This is a genomic window from Hypericibacter terrae (assembly GCF_008728855.1).
Lineage (GTDB): Bacteria > Pseudomonadota > Alphaproteobacteria > Dongiales > Dongiaceae > Hypericibacter > Hypericibacter terrae.
Map to the genome: position 1 here is coordinate 3,633,206 of NZ_CP042906.1, position 17,286 is coordinate 3,650,491.

The 17,286-nt window shown below is 65.7% G+C and carries 14 protein-coding genes and 1 pseudogene; 7 read left to right on the forward strand and 8 right to left on the reverse strand.

What is annotated here, in order from left to right:
- Nucleotides 1-77: 77 nt before the first annotated feature.
- A pseudogene (locus FRZ44_RS27620) lies at nucleotides 78-347 on the reverse strand (DUF488 domain-containing protein); the annotation flags it as partial.
- Nucleotides 348-583: 236 nt separating this feature from the next.
- Here FRZ44_RS27620 and FRZ44_RS16540 point away from each other — a divergent pair.
- The 4 genes from FRZ44_RS16540 (at nucleotide 584) to FRZ44_RS16555 (ending at nucleotide 3,518) form a co-directional block, all read left to right on the forward strand.
- A complete protein-coding gene (locus FRZ44_RS16540) occupies nucleotides 584-805 on the forward strand; it encodes a hypervirulence associated TUDOR domain-containing protein (RefSeq protein WP_225308297.1) in 222 nt (73 codons plus the stop codon).
- 20 nt (nucleotides 806-825) lie between these two features.
- Nucleotides 826-2,580 (forward strand): molybdopterin-dependent oxidoreductase, encoded by a 1,755-nt coding sequence (locus tag FRZ44_RS16545; protein WP_225308298.1) that lies wholly within the window; start codon nucleotides 826-828, stop codon nucleotides 2,578-2,580.
- A 69-nt stretch (nucleotides 2,581-2,649) separates the two neighbouring features.
- Nucleotides 2,650-3,159: a CBS domain-containing protein gene (locus tag FRZ44_RS16550; protein ID WP_151178224.1), complete on the forward strand. Its 510-nt coding sequence runs from the start codon at nucleotides 2,650-2,652 to the stop codon at nucleotides 3,157-3,159.
- 11 nt (nucleotides 3,160-3,170) lie between these two features.
- Nucleotides 3,171-3,518 carry a hypothetical protein gene (locus FRZ44_RS16555; protein ID WP_151178225.1) on the forward strand — a complete coding sequence of 116 codons (348 nt, stop codon included), beginning with the start codon at nucleotides 3,171-3,173 and terminating at the stop codon, nucleotides 3,516-3,518.
- Between the two features lie 265 nt (nucleotides 3,519-3,783).
- On the opposite strand, the gene guaA is transcribed toward FRZ44_RS16555, so the two are convergent.
- From guaA to FRZ44_RS16570, 3 genes are read right to left on the reverse strand one after another with little or no spacing between them, the layout of a single operon-like run.
- Complete coding sequence (gene guaA, locus FRZ44_RS16560) at nucleotides 3,784-5,331, reverse strand: glutamine-hydrolyzing GMP synthase (protein WP_151178226.1); 1,548 nt, start codon at nucleotides 5,329-5,331, stop codon at nucleotides 3,784-3,786.
- Between the two features lie 26 nt (nucleotides 5,332-5,357).
- Nucleotides 5,358-5,972, reverse strand: a complete 615-nt coding sequence (locus FRZ44_RS16565) for a GNAT family N-acetyltransferase (protein ID WP_191908134.1) — start codon at nucleotides 5,970-5,972, stop codon at nucleotides 5,358-5,360.
- A 42-nt stretch (nucleotides 5,973-6,014) separates the two neighbouring features.
- Nucleotides 6,015-6,578, reverse strand: a complete 564-nt coding sequence (locus tag FRZ44_RS16570; RefSeq protein WP_151178228.1) for a GNAT family N-acetyltransferase — start codon at nucleotides 6,576-6,578, stop codon at nucleotides 6,015-6,017.
- A gap of 762 nt (nucleotides 6,579-7,340) precedes the next feature.
- Between FRZ44_RS16570 and creD the strand changes: the two genes are divergently transcribed.
- Both creD and FRZ44_RS16580 read left to right on the forward strand, forming a co-directional pair.
- A complete protein-coding gene (gene creD / locus FRZ44_RS16575; RefSeq protein ID WP_191908135.1) occupies nucleotides 7,341-8,783 on the forward strand; it encodes a cell envelope integrity protein CreD in 1,443 nt (480 codons plus the stop codon).
- A gap of 267 nt (nucleotides 8,784-9,050) precedes the next feature.
- The gene (locus FRZ44_RS16580; protein ID WP_151178230.1) at nucleotides 9,051-10,973 is read left to right on the forward strand and encodes a hybrid sensor histidine kinase/response regulator; all 1,923 of its coding nucleotides are present in this window, start codon (nucleotides 9,051-9,053) and stop codon (nucleotides 10,971-10,973) included.
- A 32-nt stretch (nucleotides 10,974-11,005) separates the two neighbouring features.
- Here the strand turns inward: FRZ44_RS16580 and FRZ44_RS16585 are convergent, their stop codons facing one another.
- Together FRZ44_RS16585 and guaB are read right to left on the reverse strand one after the other, a co-directional pair.
- Nucleotides 11,006-12,328, reverse strand: a complete 1,323-nt coding sequence (locus FRZ44_RS16585) for an RsmB/NOP family class I SAM-dependent RNA methyltransferase (protein WP_151178231.1) — start codon at nucleotides 12,326-12,328, stop codon at nucleotides 11,006-11,008.
- 247 nt (nucleotides 12,329-12,575) lie between these two features.
- A complete protein-coding gene (gene guaB / locus FRZ44_RS16590) occupies nucleotides 12,576-14,039 on the reverse strand; it encodes an IMP dehydrogenase (protein WP_151178232.1) in 1,464 nt (487 codons plus the stop codon).
- A 321-nt stretch (nucleotides 14,040-14,360) separates the two neighbouring features.
- Between guaB and FRZ44_RS16595 the strand changes: the two genes are divergently transcribed.
- Entirely contained in the window at nucleotides 14,361-14,807 is a 447-nt protein-coding gene (locus FRZ44_RS16595) for a host attachment protein (RefSeq protein ID WP_191908136.1), read from the forward strand.
- Nucleotides 14,808-14,928: 121 nt separating this feature from the next.
- Here FRZ44_RS16595 and FRZ44_RS16600 read toward each other — a convergent pair whose 3' ends face one another.
- Nucleotides 14,929-15,654: an RlmE family RNA methyltransferase gene (locus FRZ44_RS16600; RefSeq protein ID WP_151178234.1), complete on the reverse strand. Its 726-nt coding sequence runs from the start codon at nucleotides 15,652-15,654 to the stop codon at nucleotides 14,929-14,931.
- 222 nt (nucleotides 15,655-15,876) lie between these two features.
- Nucleotides 15,877-17,043: a Ppx/GppA phosphatase family protein gene (locus FRZ44_RS16605; RefSeq protein WP_151178235.1), complete on the reverse strand. Its 1,167-nt coding sequence runs from the start codon at nucleotides 17,041-17,043 to the stop codon at nucleotides 15,877-15,879.
- Nucleotides 17,044-17,286 lie beyond the last annotated feature (243 nt).

The following is a 17,286-nucleotide window of genomic DNA, read 5'->3' on the forward strand; positions in this document are numbered from 1 at the left end:
CGCTCGCCTTGGCTGAGCAGATAATCGGTGATAATGCGCCGATGACAGCGCCACCAGACGGCCTCGGCGCACATGATTGCGTACCGGTGCTGGCCGCCCAGTTCCCGCAGTCGCGCAAGGCCTGCGGCAAAGGGCGTCGTCAGGGCATAGTCGGCATAGTTACGAAAGCCGCGCACCCGCCAATAGGCATTTGGAGAGGGTTCGCCGCCACGCGTCTTTCCGCGAAGGCCGCCAAATTCCGCGATGTGTTCATAGCCGATTTGCCAAAGCGCCAGCGTTTCGGGGAGGCTATCACCGTTGAATTGCGGATTGGTGCGCGACCGCGGCATCGATCTCACGTCAACCACGAAATTGACGCGGAATTCCCGGAGGAGATCGACGAATTCGGCGATCTCCCTGGTAGAATGGCCGATGGTGAAGAATGTGTTCGTGTCGGCTCCGGTGATATGGCGGCAGCGGTCAACCGCGGCGGCATTGCCGCAGAATTATGGTCAAAACACATTGTTTCAACGCTGGCTTTGGGCGCATGCTAGACGCGAGAAAAACTCGTTTGTGTCGCTCGAGGATCCGAAAGCGCTCGGAAATGATCCTGAAAGCCAAATTCAAGATCGGTGATCATGTGAGCTGGAATTCGGAGGCCGGGCGCGTCAGCGGCGTGATCGTTCGCGTCCATACGCGCAATTTCGATGTTAACGGCTATACGCATCATGCAAGCGCGGAAGCGCCGCAATACGAGATCAAGAGCAGCAAGACCGAGCACGTCGCCTTCCACAAAGGCGCGGCGCTCACCCGACTTCGCGACTGACACTCCGCCAGGCGCGATCGATGACAGAAAGCGATCGCCCGATGCCCACGACTTCCCAGCCTCCCTCGCCCGAACCGCTTCGTGCCAGTCTTAGCGATGCGGACGATCGCATCCGTCTCAATCACTGGATGCCGCCGCAACAGGGAATTTTTCCGCGCATCCGGATTGGGAGCCGCTGGATCAATACCTTGTGGGTGCTGCCGGTCGGAGCAGCGGCGCTGCTCTGCCTGATCGCGCTGGCGCAAAGCCTGCGCGAACTGCCAAGCGTCGCGGCCTTTATTCAAAACCATCCCGGCATCGCGCAATCGGCGCCGCCGGTCGACACGGGCTTTCCGTGGTGGCTACAGCTCCAGCACTTCCTGAACATGTTCTTCATGCTGTTCATCATGCGGGCCGGCCTGCAAATTCTGGCCGACCATCCACGGCTCTATTGGGGCCGCGACTGCACTCCGGGGAGCGATTGGTTCCGGTTCCAGGTGCCGGTACCGAAGGGCCGCATCTGGACTGCCAAGGATGATTCCGTCACACTGCCGACGTGGCTCGGGATTCCCGGATTGCGCCATACGCTCGGGCTGTCGCGCTGGTGGCACTTCTCGATCAACCTGTTGTGGCTGATCAACGGCATTGCGTTTTATGCGCTGCTGTTTTCGACCGACCAGTGGCACCGGCTGGTGCCGCTGACCTGGGAGGTTTTTCCCGCAACGCTCTCAACAGCGATCCAATACGCCTCGCTGAACTTCCCGGTCGATGAAGGCTGGACCCGCTACAACGGCCTCCAGCAGTTCAGCTACTTCGTCACCGTCTTCGTCGCGGCACCCGTCTCGATCGTCACCGGGTTGATGCAGAGCCCGGCGATCTCCAATGCGCTTGGCTGGTTTGGCCGGCTGTTCAACCGGCAGGCGATGCGGTCGGTTCACTTCATTTCGTTCGCGTGGTTCGTCGGCTTCATCCTGGCGCATGGCGCCATGGTGTTCGTCACCGGCATCCGGCAGAACACCAATCACATGTTCGGCGGCGTCGATGACGCCTCCTGGACAGGGTTCCCACTCTTCCTCCTTGCGATGGCCATCATGTTTGTCGCCTGGCTCGCCGTCTCGCCTCTCACCATCCGCTACGCGCATCTCGTGCAGCGCTCGGGAGCGTTCATGATCGGCTGGCTCATGGGGCTGGCCGAAGGTTGGGACCCGCACTCGCAGCTAACCAAGAAGGACATCTCGCCGTATTTCTGGCCGAACGGCACGATGCCTAACTCGAAAGAATTCGAGGATTTCTTGGCGGAGAACTTCGCCAGATACCGGCTCCGGATCAGCGGCCTCGTCGAGGCACCACAGGAGTTCTCCCTCGCAGATATCAAGGCGATGGCGAAGCAGGAGCAGATCACGACGCATTTCTGCATTCAGGGCTGGTCCGGCGTCGCCGAATGGGGTGGGGTTCCCATGAGCGATATTCTCGCCTTGGTGAAGCCGACTCCCGAAGCCCGCTATGCCGTGTTCTACTCTCTGGCCGACGGGGCCGATGGCGGCCGTTATTACGACGTCCATAAAATCGAGAACATGAGGCACGAACTGACAATCCTCGCCTACGAGATGAACGGGGCGCCTGTCAGCGTTCTGCATGGCGCGCCGTTGCGGCTGCGTTGCGAGAACGAACTCGGCTTCAAGATGGTCAAATGGGTCGTAGCGATCGAGTTCGTGGCGGACTTTGCCGATCTCGGCGCCGGCCAGGGCGGCTACAATGAGGACCACGAATTTTACGGCTACCGGATGCCGATTTGATCGTTCGTGGGAGCGCCGGTCGTGGCAAAGAGGCTTGACCGGCGACAAGAGGATGCGGGAGCTGAAACGATGATCGTCGAGGATATATTGCCTTGCGCGATCGAACGTCTGGCCTTGATCGAAGCAGGAGCACCGGTCAGGGACGCGGCCGCGCTCATGTCTAAGCCGCATACCGACCTCATCGTTGTGTGCAATCATGGCGACATGGTCGGTGTTTTGACAAAGACCGACATCGTCGGCCAGATCGGTGGCTGCACGGGCGCCGGCTGCACGGCCAGGGTGGATAGCATCATGACCCGCAATGTCACCTATTGCCGGACACACGAGACATTGCTCGACGTGTGTTCGGTGATGAGGGAACGAGGTCTGCAACGTGTTCCGATCCTTGACGAAGCACACCGGCCACTCGGCATCACCTATGCGCGGGAAGCCTTGCAGGCTCTGCTTTCGGAGTCAGAGAACCAGGATGAGTTGCTTCGCGATTACATGTCCGGGGTCGGGTATCGGGAAGCTGAGCGAAGCGACCATCGCCAGTTCTGGCTATTCACCGATGGATATATGCGCCGACACGAATATTGAAAGGAGTTGCGATGCCCCGTCAGAAGTCAGGTGACTTCAATCAGCGTCAACAGGCGTTATCGAGATGGGATAACGAAGGCGGAGCCGCCGGTCCCGTGATGGCTCCGACCGCTGACGAACAACAAATCCCAACTCCAAACATGAGCAATGCTGATCTGGTGGCGCTGCGTGTCCGGGTTATCGCGCTGGAGAATTTGCTGATTGCGTTGCTCGCCACGGCATCGAATCAGCAGCTCGAACTCGCGCGCGAAATGGCCGGATACATCTCGCCGAGGCCAGGCTTTACCCTTCATCCACTGACCATACATGCCGCCGCCCATATGATTGATCTCATTGAGCGGCCGTCGCGCTTCCGATGACGTGGAAGCCCTTTGATCGATGTGACGGACGCCGCTCCATGCACCACGGGATATTCGGCTGCGGCTCCGTGAAGCCGCAACCGGTTTTTTCAGGCCGCATGCGGCATGCGAGACGTGAAGGTAGCCCGGGAAATCGAGATCTTGGTGCAGCGGGATCTGCTTGCGACGTCTATTCGCGCATCGCGCTGCCAATCGAAGACAATCGGAAAGCAATGCGACGCCAAGGTATTCTATGATCTCCTAGACTATCCTAAATTACTTTCCTTCACTCCCATTCGATCGTCCCCGGCGGCTTCGAGGTAACGTCATAGACCACGCGGTTGATGCCGCGCACCTCGTTGACGATGCGGGTCGAGACGCGGCCGAGGAAGTCCATCGGGAAGGGGAAGAAGTCGGCGGTCATGCCGTCGGTCGAGGTGACGGCGCGCAAGGCGCAGACGCGGTCATAAGTGCGGGCGTCCCCCATCACGCCCACAGTGCGCACCGGCAGCAGCACGGCGAAGGCCTGCCAGATTGCGTCATAGAGGCCGGCATTCTCGATCTCCTGCAGATAGATCGCGTCGGCCTTGCGCAGGATGTCGAGCTTCTCCTTGTCGATGTCGCCCATCACGCGGATGGCGAGACCCGGTCCCGGGAAGGGATGGCGGCGCACCATGCGCTCCGGCAATCCCAGCTCGCGGCCCAGCGCGCGCACCTCGTCCTTGAAGAGCTCGCGCAGCGGCTCGACCAGCTTCATGCGCATGCGTTCCGGCAGGCCGCCCACATTGTGGTGGGACTTGATCGTCACGCTGGGGCCGCCGGTGAAGGAGACGGATTCGATCACGTCGGGATAGAGCGTGCCCTGCGCCAGGAAATCGGCGCCGCCGATCTTCTTCGCCTCCTCCTCGAACACGTCGATGAAGAGTCGGCCGATGGTCTTGCGCTTGAGCTCGGGCTCCTCGAGCAGCGCCAGCTCACCCAGGAACAGATGCGAGGCGTCGCGATGCACCAGCGGGATGTTGTAATGGCCGCGGAAGAGCTCGACCACCTGCTCCGCCTCGCCTTCGCGCAGCAGGCCGTGATCGACGAAGATGCAGGTGAGCTGCTCGCCGATCGCCTCATGGATCAGCACGGCCGCCACCGAGGAATCCACGCCGCCCGAAAGCCCGCAGATGACGCGGCCCTTGCCGACCTGCTTGCGGATCGCCTCGACCGCCTGCTGGCGGAAGGCGGCCATGGTCCAGTCGCCTTTGGCGCCCGAGACGCGGCGCACGAAATTCGAGATCAGCTTGGCGCCGTCGGGGGTATGCACCACCTCGGGATGGAACTGCACGCCATACATCTTGCGGCTGTCGTCGGCGATGGCGGCGAAGGGCGCGCCGTCGCTGACCGCCACCGGGCGGAAGCCCGGCGGCAGCTTCACCACCTTGTCGCCGTGGCTCATCCAGACCTGGTGCCGCTCGCCCGGATTCCAGAGGCCCTCGAACAGGTCGCAAGGCTCCTTGATCTCGATCACCGCGCGGCCGAACTCGCGGGCCTCGCCGCGCTCGACCTTGCCGCCGAGCTGCTCGCAGATCGCCTGCTCGCCATAGCAGATGCCCAGCACCGGCGTGCCGAGCTCGAAGGCCTCGTGCGGCGCCTTGGGCGCGTCGCCCTCATAGATCGAGGCCGGGCCGCCCGACAGGATCACGCCCTTGGGCTTGAAGTTCTTGATGCGCTCCGGGGCGGCGTTGAAGGGGAGGATCTCGCAATAGACCCCCGCCTCGCGCACGCGCCGCGCTATGAGCTGGGTGACTTGGGAACCGAAATCGAGGATCAGGATGCGATCGGTCATGACGCCCTTTCAGCGGAAGGCGCGCATCATTCCCGGTTCGCCCCCGCCTCGCAAGCGGCGATGAGGGCGCGGATGTCGCGCCAGCCATAGGCCGTTTCCCGCGGCGTGCAGTCGGCCATAAGCACTTGTCCGGACGCGATGATTTCGCCGCCGATCCGGGCGAAGAAGGGCCGGTTGGGATTGTCCTGGAAACACCAGACCAGAAGCCGTTCGGCGCCGTCGGCCGCCAGGCGGGCGGCGAGCGCGCTCACGAGTCGCCGGCCCCAGCCCTTCCGCTGCCAGTCTGGCGCCAGATAGACGGTGTAGATCTCGGCGCATTTGCGCTCGGACGGCCCGTCGATGGCGCCCTCGATCGGGCCCTCATGCGGCCGCACCGGTCCGCCGGCGGCGAAGCCCACCACCCGGTCGGCCGCCTCGAGCACGAAGGCGAAGCAGCCCTTCTTCTCGCGGGCGAGCTTGCGGCGCCAGGTCTGCCGGCGCCAGTTCTCGTCGCGCGCGGCGATCGCATCGGGTGGCAGGAAACCCGCATAGCAGCGCCGCCAGCCCTCGGCATGGATCTCGGCGATCGCGTCGGCGTCGAAGATCTCGGCTTCGCGCAGGCGGGTGGTGGATTTCTTGAGGACGGGACCCTTCATGCTCATGCGCGGGAGTGTATCATGCATGGAGGTTTGGGCACGCGCAGGTCAGGCGCGGCGCGTCCGGTCGCCGCGGCAGGCCGGCGGCAGCACGGAGAGGTCGGGCCAGCCATAGGCGATCTCCGGCAGCGCCACCTGCCAGAGCTTCTCCTCGCGCTCGCCGATGCGCTCGCCGCCCATGGCCTCGTAGAAGAAGCGCGAGGGATTCTGCGACAGCACCCAGAGGAAGGCCCCGGTCCGGCCGCTGCGCTTGAGCCAGCGCAGCGAGGAGCAGAGCAGGCGCCTTCCGATCCCCTGCTCCTGCCAGTCGGGATGGACATAGAGGGTGTGGATCTCGCCGTCGATCCCGAGGGCGCCGCTGTCGGCGCGCCCGCAGGAGGCGAAGCCGACCAAGCCCGCCTGGGGCATCTCGGCCACCAGCACCACCTCGCCGGTCTGCGGCCGCAGCAGCATGCGCCGCCATTGCGAGGCCTTGCCGTCGGCCGACATCTCGACCAGCACCTGGTCGGGCACGATGCCCGCATAGGTCGCGCGCCAGGTCTCGACATGGACGCGCCCGATGGAGCGCGCATCCGCGGGGCCGGCGCGCCGGATCCGAAGTTCATCGATCATGGGGAACAAAATGTAAGGGCCGGCGGGTTCTGTCAAACGGGGTTGAGCGGAGCTCGGGCTGACGCCCTCGCAATTATCCGTCACGGTGAAAGAGGTCCACGCCCCCTCCCCATGCGGGAGGGGGTAGGGGGAGGGGTGATCGTGGAACGCGCTTTCGCCCTTCTGTCATGCCCGGACTTGATCCACGGCTGTCCGGTTGAGGTTTCTCCGAGATTGTTTAGAGCGCGGACTTGGAACGCAGAATGCGCATCTGGCCTCGTTCGGGTCACGAGACTCCGAAACTGAGTCCACCCCTTCAACGTCTCTGCCTTTCACCACGTCATCTTGTCCCCTCCCCCCTTGAGGGGGAGGTTAGGGTGGGGGGGTGATCGAAGAACGCGATGATGACGGAGCCTTGAGCCACACGAGCTTGGCGAACATCGAGTTTGTGGCCACCCCCACCCCAGCCTCCCCCTCAAGGGGGGAGGGGAAGAAAGCAGAGCAACGAGATTCTCCTTCAATGGCGCCAACCGGACAGCCGTGGACTTGATCCGGGCATCCAGTCTCACCGGGCCCTGGATCGCCGGGTCAAGCCCGGCGATGACAACAAAAAGTGCATCGTGGCGCTGATAGCCCCCCAACCCCGGTCTCCCCGTCAAGGGGCGAGGTGAAGAAGGCCCCAGCAATGCCGCGATTCCGCCGCGATCCGACCCTGCGCCCGCCATGACGCCACGGTCCTCTGTCCCGCGTTCGCCACCGAACGCATTCCAGGGGACCTCTTCCATGACCGACATCGCACCCAAGTTGCCCGGGCTTTCCGGCTGGCTCGGACGGCTTGCCTTCAATCTTCATATCGCCGGCATCGTGGTGATCGCGCTGCTGCTGCTGATCCCGCTCTCGATGGTGCGCGACCTGATCAATGAGCGCTCCTACCGGCAGCAGGAGGTCGAATCCAGCATCGCCGCCGAATGGGGCGGCGCCCAGACCTTGGTGGGCCCGATCCTCAAGGTGCCCTACCAGGTGAAGGCCACGCCCAACCAGCCCGAGCGCATGTCCTACGCCTTCTATCTGCCGCAGACGCTCGACGCCCAGATCAGCGTCACCACCGAGATGCGCTATCGCGCGGTGTTCGAGATCCCGGTCTATCGCGCGCAAGGCCGCCTGGTCGGGACGTTCCCGCCGCCCTCGACCCTGCCGGTGCCACCCGACGCCACCGCCATGCTGTGGAACCAGGCGGTGCTGCTGATGGGCGTGGGCGATCTCACCGGCATCGACAGCGACCCGAGCCTGAAATGGCTGGGCCAGCCGGTCGCCTTCACGCCCGGCAGCAGCGTCCCCGCCATGCCCGGCATGCAGGCGCCGCTGCCGACCCTCTCGCTCGCCGACACCGATCCCCTGCCCTTCGCAATCGATCTCACCTTGCGCGGCACCGACCGGCTGCAGCTCGTGCCGGTGGGCGCCACCTCCTCGCTCACTCTCACCGGCGACTGGCCGCATCCGGGCTTCACCGGCGGCGCGCTGCCGGCCGAGCGCGACGTCACCAAGACCGGCTTCACCGCGCATTGGACGCTGTCTTATCTCGCGCGCGGCTTCCCGCAGCATTGGACCGAGGCGACCGAGATCCCGCCCGCGAACAACCAGGGCTACGATTCCAGCTATGACAACGACCGTAACGGGATCGCCGCGGCGATGGGCGCATCCTCGGTCGGCATGACGCTGATCCAGCCGGTCGATTTCTATCATGTGAGCGAGCGGGCCGCGAAGTTCGGCTTCCTGTTCGTGGCGGCGATGTTCGGCACCGTCTTCGTGATCGAGCTCGCCAGCGGCAAACGCGTGCATGTGGTGCAGTATCTCCTCATCGGCGCGGCGCTGGCGCTGTTCTTCTGCCTGCTGCTCGCCCTCTCCGAGGTGATCGGCTTCACGCCGGCCTATATCGTCGCCGCGGTCATGACCACGGGCCTCATCGGCGCCTATCTCGCCCATATCGCGCAGAGCCTGCGCAAAGGGGCGATCGGCGCCGGCGTGCTCGCCGGGCTCTATGGCTATCTCTATGTGCTGCTGCAGCTCGAGGACCTGTCGCTGCTCGCGGGCGCGCTCGGACTGTTCGCCAGCCTCGCCGCCTTCATGTGGTTCACGCGCAAGGTGGACTGGTTCCGCCTGGCGCCGACGGCGGCGAACGAGCTGCTGGGGACGTCGGCGAAGGCGGAGAATCCTCTGCCCTCATGAGAAAATAATCCGGCCGCCGCGCCCTCGAAGTTTCCCGTCTCGCGCATGAATGCCCTGCGCGACTTGCAGAGACTACAACTCGTTGAACGAGTTGATTTGTTCCCGGCCGCATCAGCGCCCGGCTTGATTCAGATCAAAGCGGCGGCACGGCCGCTGAGTAGACTGTTTTTTTGACAGTCGTTTGACACTTGCGCCGAGGCATCGTAAGGCTGCCTCGGCGCAATTTTTCGCGGATCGCGCATTGCCCTTTCGGGGCGGACAAGGCCGATGCCTGCACTCGAAACGCTCTTCTTCGACATCCCGCAGATTCGCCGCGGCAGCCTGATGGCCTATCTCGCGGCCGCGGCGTTCGTCGCCCTCGCGACAGGCTTGCGGCTGGTCCTTGGCGCCTGGCTCGAGGGCGCTTCCTTCGTCACCTTCTATCTCGCGGTCATCGCCGCCAGCCTTGTCTGCGGGATGGCGGCGGGCTGGCTGGCCGTCGTTCTTTCGGCCCTTTCGGCCTGGGCCTTCATCTATTCGCCGGGCCTTGCCTATTCGCATGCGCTCGGGATCGGATTCTTCCTCCTCGTCGCCGCCGCCAATGTGGTGGTTGTCGGCGCCCTCCTCGCCACGATCGCGAAAGTCCAGTCGCTGGTGCGGACCCTGGAGAGCAGCGAGCAGAAGTTTCGCGGCATCGTGGAGTCCTCGCCGGAAGCGATGGTGATCGTCGATGCGAGCGGCATCATCGCGCTCGTCAATGCAAGAGTGGGAGACGTGTTCGGCTACCGCCGCGACGAGCTTCTCGGAAAGGCGGTGGAGACATTGGTGCCGAAGCGGCTGGCGGAACGGCACCGCCAGCACCTCGCGCGTTTCGCGACCGATGCGACGATGCGGCCCATGGGTGCCGGGAACGATCTCTACGGCCTGCGCAAGGACGGCACCGAGTTCCCGGTCGAGATCAGCCTCAGTCCGCTCCACACCCCGCAGGGCCTGTACGTCTCGAGCGTCATCCGCGACATCACGCAAAGACGGCAGATCGAGGCCGAGCTCTTCCAGGCCCGGCAGCTCGAGCAGGAGGCCAGCCGCGCCAAGACCCTGTTCCTCTCGAACATGAGCCACGAGCTCCGGACGCCCCTCAATGCGGTCATCGGGTTCGTGCAGCTGCTCGAAGGAGAGCAGGCCGGCCCGCTGACGCCGAAACAGCGGGAGTATCTTGGCTATATCCATGACGGCGGCACTCATCTCCTGAGCCTGGTGAACGAGGTGCTCGATCTCTCGAAGATCGAGGCCGGGCGGCTCGATCTCTCGATCGAGGCGGTCGGCGTCCATGCCGCCATGGAGCTGGCTCACAACAGCCTGGTGTCGCTGGCGGAGAAGGCCCGCGTAGTGCTGATCCTGCGCCCGGCCAACGGGCTCCCGGATGTCGGCGTCGACCGGCTGCGGTTGCATCAGTGCCTGATGAACCTGATCTCGAACGCGATAAAATATAACCGACCCGGTGGAACCGTGACGCTGGACGCGCGCCGGACCCCCGATGACCGGATAGAGATCGCGGTGGCCGATACCGGAAGAGGAATCCCGACCGAGCGCCAGAGGGAGCTTTTCCAGCCTTTCCAGCGGCTGGGCGCGGAGCATACCGCCATCGAGGGAACGGGCCTCGGGCTCGCCCTGACGCGTTATCTGGTGGAAGCGATGGGCGGCAAGATCGGATTCAGCAGCAGGCCCGGTGTCGGCAGCCGCTTCTGGATCGACTTCCCCGTGCTCGCCGCGGTGTCTCACCCGGTTGCAACCGTTTCCGAGGCCAGGCTCGCGCCGGTCCTCACGGCCGGCCCCGGGCGTTCGCTGCTCTATGTCGAGGACAATGCGATGAGCGCCCGCCTGGTCGAGGCGATCCTGTCGGCTGTGCCCGGCCTCACCGTTCTGAGCGCCTCGACGGCCCAGGAGGGACTCGAGAAAGCGATCAGGCACCGGCCCGATGTCATCATTCTCGACATCAATCTGCCGGGCCTGAACGGCTACGATCTGCTTGCGCGGCTGCGCCACGCGCCCGAGACGCGCGATATTCCGGTGCTCGCGCTCACGGCGGCCGCCTTGCCCGGCGACATCGCCAAGGGAACGGCCGCCGGTTTTTTCCGCTATCTCACCAAGCCGATCGACGCGCGCGTGCTGCAGGCTGCCGTCGAGGATGCGCTGACGGAAGCGGCGGCGTAGCGGCGCCGAGCGAACGCGACGTCCGCTTCCACTCAGGTGTTCCGCGCGAGCACGGCCACGAAGAATCCGTCCGTGCCATGGCGCGACGGCGAGAGTCTGAGAAAGTCGCCGTCCCCCGGACACTCCCCGCCGATGACGCTCGCCCATACCTCGGCGATCGGCACGATGCGGAACTTGTCGTGCATCTCGAGGAAGCGCCGGATCTGGCCCTCGTTCTCGGCCGGCAGCAGCGCGCAGGTGGCATAGACGAGGCGCCCGCCCTGCTTCACCAGGCGCGCGGCGCTCTGCAGGATGCTGGCCTGGAGCGCCACCAGCTCCTCGAGGTCGTTGGGCGCCAGGCGCCATTTCTGGTCCGGGTTGCGCCGCCAGGTGCCGCTGCCGCTGCAGGGCGCATCGACCAGCACCCGGTCGAAGGCGGCGGCATGGCGCTTGACCCAGGGATCGCGTTCGCTGGTCAGCGCGCGGCGCTCGACATTATGCGCGCCGGCGCGCCGCAGCCGCGTCGAGGCGCGCATGATGCGGCCCTCGAGCACGTCGCAGGCGACGATATGACCCTTGTTCTTCATCTGCGCCGCGAGCGCCAGGGTCTTGCCGCCGGCGCCGGCGCAGAAATCCACCACGCGCTGGCCTGGGCGCGCACCGGTCAGCAGCGCCACCAGCTGCGAACCCTCGTCCTGCACCTCGATGGCGCCCGACTTGAAGATCTCGAGGCTCGCCAGCGGCGGCCGGCCGGTGACCCGCAGGCCCCAGGGCGAGAGCGGCGTCGGCTGGGCCTCGACCTTCTCGGCCTTGAGCGCGCGGATCGCGGCCTCGCGGTCGGCCTTGAGCGCATTGACGCGGATATCGGTCGCGGCCTCGTCCATCAAGGCCCGCATCTCGGCCTCGAAATCGGATCCCAGCGCTTCGCGCAGGGGCGCGTCGAGCCATTCGGGATATTCGAAGCGGACCCAGGTCGGCTGGTCGAGATGATCGAGCGGTTGCCCCGTGAGCGCCCGCGCCAGCGTGCGCTCCTCGCGCGTCATGGGTGCGGGACGATACTGCCCGCCATCGAAACTGCCGGCGATGCGATCGGCGTCCCAGCCTTCGAGGAGGGCCAGGGCGGCAATGACGCGGTTGCGGTCGGTGTCTTCGCTCTTGGGCGCGTCGGCCGGCCAGGCGCGCGCGATCGCCCAGTCGAGCCGCGCGCGGGCGCGCAGGACCGCGTAGGTGAGTCCCAGCACCTCGCGCCGGTCGCCGCCGCCGATGTAGCGCCGCGCGCGAAAGAACTCATGCGCCGCGCGATCGGCGGGCGCGGTGCCGGCGTGGATGGAGGTCAGCAGCTCGATCGCGGCCTGGAGACGGGCGCCGGGGGTCATGGGCGAGCACCGAGGCTGGGGCTACCCCTCAAGTTAATGCGATCGCTTCGCTCTACTTCCAAGCTTCGAGCGAGAGGGATGATCGACGACATCGCTTCACCTTGAAGCGCACCCCCCTCCCTAACCCTCCCCCGCAAGGGGGGAGGGCTAGAAAAAAGAATCACGCCCCCTCCCCTTGCGGGAGGGGGTAGGGGGAGGGGTGACATGGGCGATGCTGTCGACGGCGAGCGCGACTTCACTACCGCGATCACATATCCGGCCGGTAGTTCGGCGATTCCCGCGTCAGCTGCACGTCGTGCACGTGGCTTTCGCGCAAGCCCGCATTGGTGATGCGCAGGAACTGGCAGTTCTGCTGCATCTCGGCGACGGTGCCGTTGCCGGTGTAGCCCATGGCGGCGCGCAAGCCGCCGACGAGCTGATGGATGACGTTGCCGACGGGGCCCTTATAGGGGACGCGGCCTTCGACGCCCTCCGGCACCAGCTTCAGCGTGCTCGACACTTCCTGCTGGAAATAGCGGTCGGCGGAGCCGCGCGCCATGGCGCCGAGCGAGCCCATGCCGCGATAGGATTTGTAGGAGCGGCCCTGATAGAGGAACACCTCGCCGGGGCTCTCGTCGGTGCCGGCAAGGAGCGCGCCGATCATGCAGCAATCCGCACCCGCTGCGATCGCCTTGGCGAGATCGCCCGAATATTTGACGCCGCCGTCGGCGATGACCGGCACGTTCTGCTTTCTCGCCGCCTCGACCGCGTCGGTGATGGCGGTGAGCTGCGGCACGCCGACACCGGCAACGATGCGCGTCGTGCAGATCGAGCCCGGCCCGATGCCGACCTTGATCGCGTCCGCGCCGGCATCGATCAGGGCCTTCGCTCCTTCCGAGGTCGCGACATTGCCGGCGATCACCTGGCAGGCATTGGAGAGCCGCTTCACCGCCTCGACCGCCTTGAGCACGCCGGCCGAATGGCCATGGGCGGTATCGACCACGATCACATCGACATCGGCATCGAGCAGGATCTCGGCGCGGCGCAGGCCGTCCTCGCCCACACCGGTCGCCGCCGCGGCGCGCAGGCGGCCCTTCTCGTCCTTGCAGGCGTTCGGATAGGCCTGGGCCTTCTCCATGTCCTTGACCGTGATGAGGCCGACGCAGCGATATTCGTTGTCGACCACCAGCAGCTTCTCGATCCGGTGCTGATGCAGGAGGCGGCGGGCCTCGTCATGGCCGACCCCTTCCTTGACGGTGATGAGCCGGTCCTTGGTCATCAGCTCGCGCACCGGCTGGTTCTTGTTGCTGGCGAAACGCACGTCGCGGTTGGTCAGCACGCCGACCAGCTTGTTCGAGCCGCGCTCGACCACGGGGAAGCCCGAGATCTGATGCTGCTCCATGAGCGCCAGCGCATCGGCCAGCTTGGCGTCGGGATTGATGGTGAGCGGATTCACCACCATGCCGGATTCGAACTTCTTGACCTTGCGGACTTCGGCCGCCTGAAGCTCGGGGCTGAGGTTCTTGTGGATCACGCCCATGCCGCCCGACTGCGCCATGGCGATGGCGAGCCGTCCCTCGGTGACGGTATCCATCGCCGCCGAGATCAGGGGAATGCCGAGCTGGATGTTGCGGGTCAGGCGGGTTCGGGTATCGGTGCTGGTGGGTAGCACCGAGGAGGCGGCGGGCTGTAGCAGCACGTCGTCGAAAGTCAGGGCCTCGCGGATTTTCATGGCCATCTCTCCGGGAGGCGGGGGGCGGGTGCGACGTCGCGAGCCCCTCGAGCGGTCCCTGAATAATGGCGCGCCATCATACACAAGGAAGTTGCAAAGCCAAGCGTTGAAAGCCCGGTTTTCCGGGCCTTTTCGACGCATCAGCCATGCGCGGGGCCCGAGGGCGCTTGATCCAGGTCAGGGACGGGAATCGATTTCGCAGCCAGTCTGTAAAAACCGAATAAAGACCCCAACTAGAACAGGGTCGGCATGGGGTCGCGACGCCATCGTCATGACGCCGCCCCACCGCTGGCCGCACACTTCCGGAGAAAAGGAATTCCTATGAAGCCGATCGTAACCTGGGTCCTCGTCGCCGATGGCAAGAGCGCCACGATCCTCAGCTATAACGGGCCGGGGCATCGCTTGACCCTGGTGCCGGGCATGACTTTCAAGACCGAGCTCCACGCCAGCCGCGACCTCGGGACGGATAAGCCCGGTCGCGTCCATGAAAGCGGCTACTCCGCCCATCACTCCGTCGAGACGCCCGACTATCACCGGATCGAGAAAGTGGTCTTCGCCCAGCATCTGGCGCATCGACTCGATGCCGCCATCGAGTCGGGCGAGTGCAAGCGCCTGGTCCTGGTGGCGCCGCCCCAGACCCTCGGCGAGCTGCGCATGGCCCTGACGCCCAAGGCCCGCGAGCATGTCATCGGCGAGGTCCATAAGGACCTGACCCATCTGAATCCCCAGGATGTCGCGACGCATCTGGAAAAGGTGCTGGCGATTTAGGGCGGCCCCTCCCGCAAGGGGAGGGGGCGTGGTTGGCGTAGATCTCGCTCGAAGCTTTGAAGTAGAGCGAAGCGATCATATTAACTTAGGGGGTAGGGGGAGGGGTGGCGCGCTCGCGCGGTCAGCTCCCCTTCCCGCCCCGGAACCCCGTCGCCACCACGTAGATCTCCGCCGAATCCGCGCGGCTCGCGGGCGGCTTCACATGACGCACCTGCTCGAAATCCCGCTTGAGCAGATCGAGCAGGTCCTTGGTGGCGCCGCCCTGGAACAGCTTGCAGAGGAAGGTGCCGCCGGGCGCCAGCACTTCGGCCGCGAACTGATAGGCGGTCTCGGCCATGGCCATGATGCGCAGATGGTCGGTGCGGGTATGGCCGATGGTCGGCGCGGCCATGTCGCTCATGACCAGGTCGGCCGGACCGTCGAGCGCCGCGCGGATGCGGGCCGGCGCCTCGTCGGCCATGAAATCCTGCTGCATCACCGTGACGCCCGGCAGCGGATCCATCGCCAGGATGTCGACCGCCAGCACGCGGCCCTTGGGCCCGACGCGCTCGGCCGCGACCTGGCTCCAGCCGCCGGGGGCGGCGCCCAGATCGAGCACGCGCAGGCCCTTGCGCAGCAGTTTGTATTTCTCGTCGAGCTCGATCAGCTTGAAGGCCGCGCGCGAGCGAAGCCCCCGCTTCTGCGCCTCGGCCACATAAGGATCGTTGAGCTGCCGCTCGAGCCAGCGCGCCGAGGAGGTGCTGCGCTTGTTCACCGTCTTGACGCGGATCTTCTCCTTGCGGCCCGTGAGGCTCGGGTCGGAGAGGGATTTGCCGGCGGAAGACTTGGTGCCTTTGGTCTTGGACATGGAACAGCCTTTGAACATCGCGGGGTTGATATACCCCTCCCCCTACCCCCTCCCGCAAGGGGAGGGGGCGAGAGAAATGCGAAACCCCGCTCTTTCATCGTCGATGAAAACAAGCGAGGAAGAAAAACAAAAGGACCACGCCCCTTCCCCTTGCGGGAGGGGGTAGGGGGAGGGGTACGCCTTGCTGAAAGAAAGATTCGCTGACGAAGTCAGCGTCCGCGCTCAATGCCCGAAGCGTGAGGCTCCCGACGACATCAGCCCGAACAGGATTCCCTCGCGCAGGCCCCGGTCGGCGACGCGGAGACGCCCGACCGGCCAGAGCCGGCAGATGCCTTCGAGGATGGCGCAGCCCGCGACCACCAGATCCGCGCGGTCGCGGCCGATGCAGGGCTGCTGCGCGCGCTCCGCGCAATCCATCGCCGCGAGGCGCCGGCTGATCGCGCCGATCGAGCCGAAATCGAGATAGGAGCCGTCGACGCGCGAGCGGTCATAGCGCTGCAGCTGCATCTCGATGCCGGCCAAGGTCGTGACCGTGCCGGACGAGCCCAGCATCTGCACCCGCCCCCGCCGCACCTCGGCCGCGATGTTGCATTCGGCCTCGAGCGGCTCGAGCGAGGTCGCGATCTCGTCGACCATGGCGCCGTAAGTCCGTTCGCAATAGGCCCGGGCGCCGTGGCGCTCGGCCAGATTGACCACGCCCAGCGGCAGCGAGCGATAGGCCAGGAGCTCGATGCCGCGGCCGGGCCGGATCGCGACCCAGCCGACCTCGGTCGAGCCGCCGCCGATATCGAACAGGATGGCGCGGCGCGGTTCGCGCGCCAGCAAGGGGGCGCAGCCGCGGAAGGCGAGCTCGGCCTCCTCCTGCGGCGTGATGATCTCGAGCCGCAAGCCGGTCTCGCTCTCCACCCGCGCCAGGAACTGGGCGCCGTTGGCGGCGCGCCGGCAGGCCTCGGTCGCGACCGAGCGCGCCCGCGTGACGCCGCGGCGGTTCATCTTGTCGACGCAGATCTTCAGCGCTTCGAGGGTGCGGTCCATGGCCTCGGGCGAGAGCGCGCCGCAGGCGCCGAGCCCCTCGCCCAGCCGCACGATGCGCGAGAAGGCGTCGATGACGCGGAAGCCGCGGCCGCGCGCACGCGCCACCAGCAGCCGGCAATTGTTGGTGCCGAGATCGATCGCGGCATAGACCTCGTTGTCGAGGTCGGCCTCGCCGTCGGCGCGAAGGCCGGCGACCGGGTCGGCGCCGTTGGAGACGAAGCCTGTGGTGACCGTCAGGCCGGCGGGCGGGACCGAGCCGGCGTCGAGCGCCAGAGCCGGCGGGCTCAAGCCTTCCAGGTCAGCGTTCGCGGCCAGTGCCGCCTCCGCCGATCCTTCACCGCCGGGCCGCTGCATGATGCCGCCGATTCCCTTCGCCTGACCCGCTGCTTTGCGCCCATCCCTGGGAGGCGCCGGCCGGTCGGCCGGGGCCCGGCCCCATCCTACGCAGAGCCGGGCGCGTCGGCCAAGCCCCCGAATCGCGGGAATCGGCCGAAAATCGCTAATGGCTCGAAAGGGTTAACCGGTTCATGACGGTTCCAAGACCCGGTTTGGCACCACTTTTGCCTGTGGCAATCCGGCCGGAACCGCCGGTTCAGG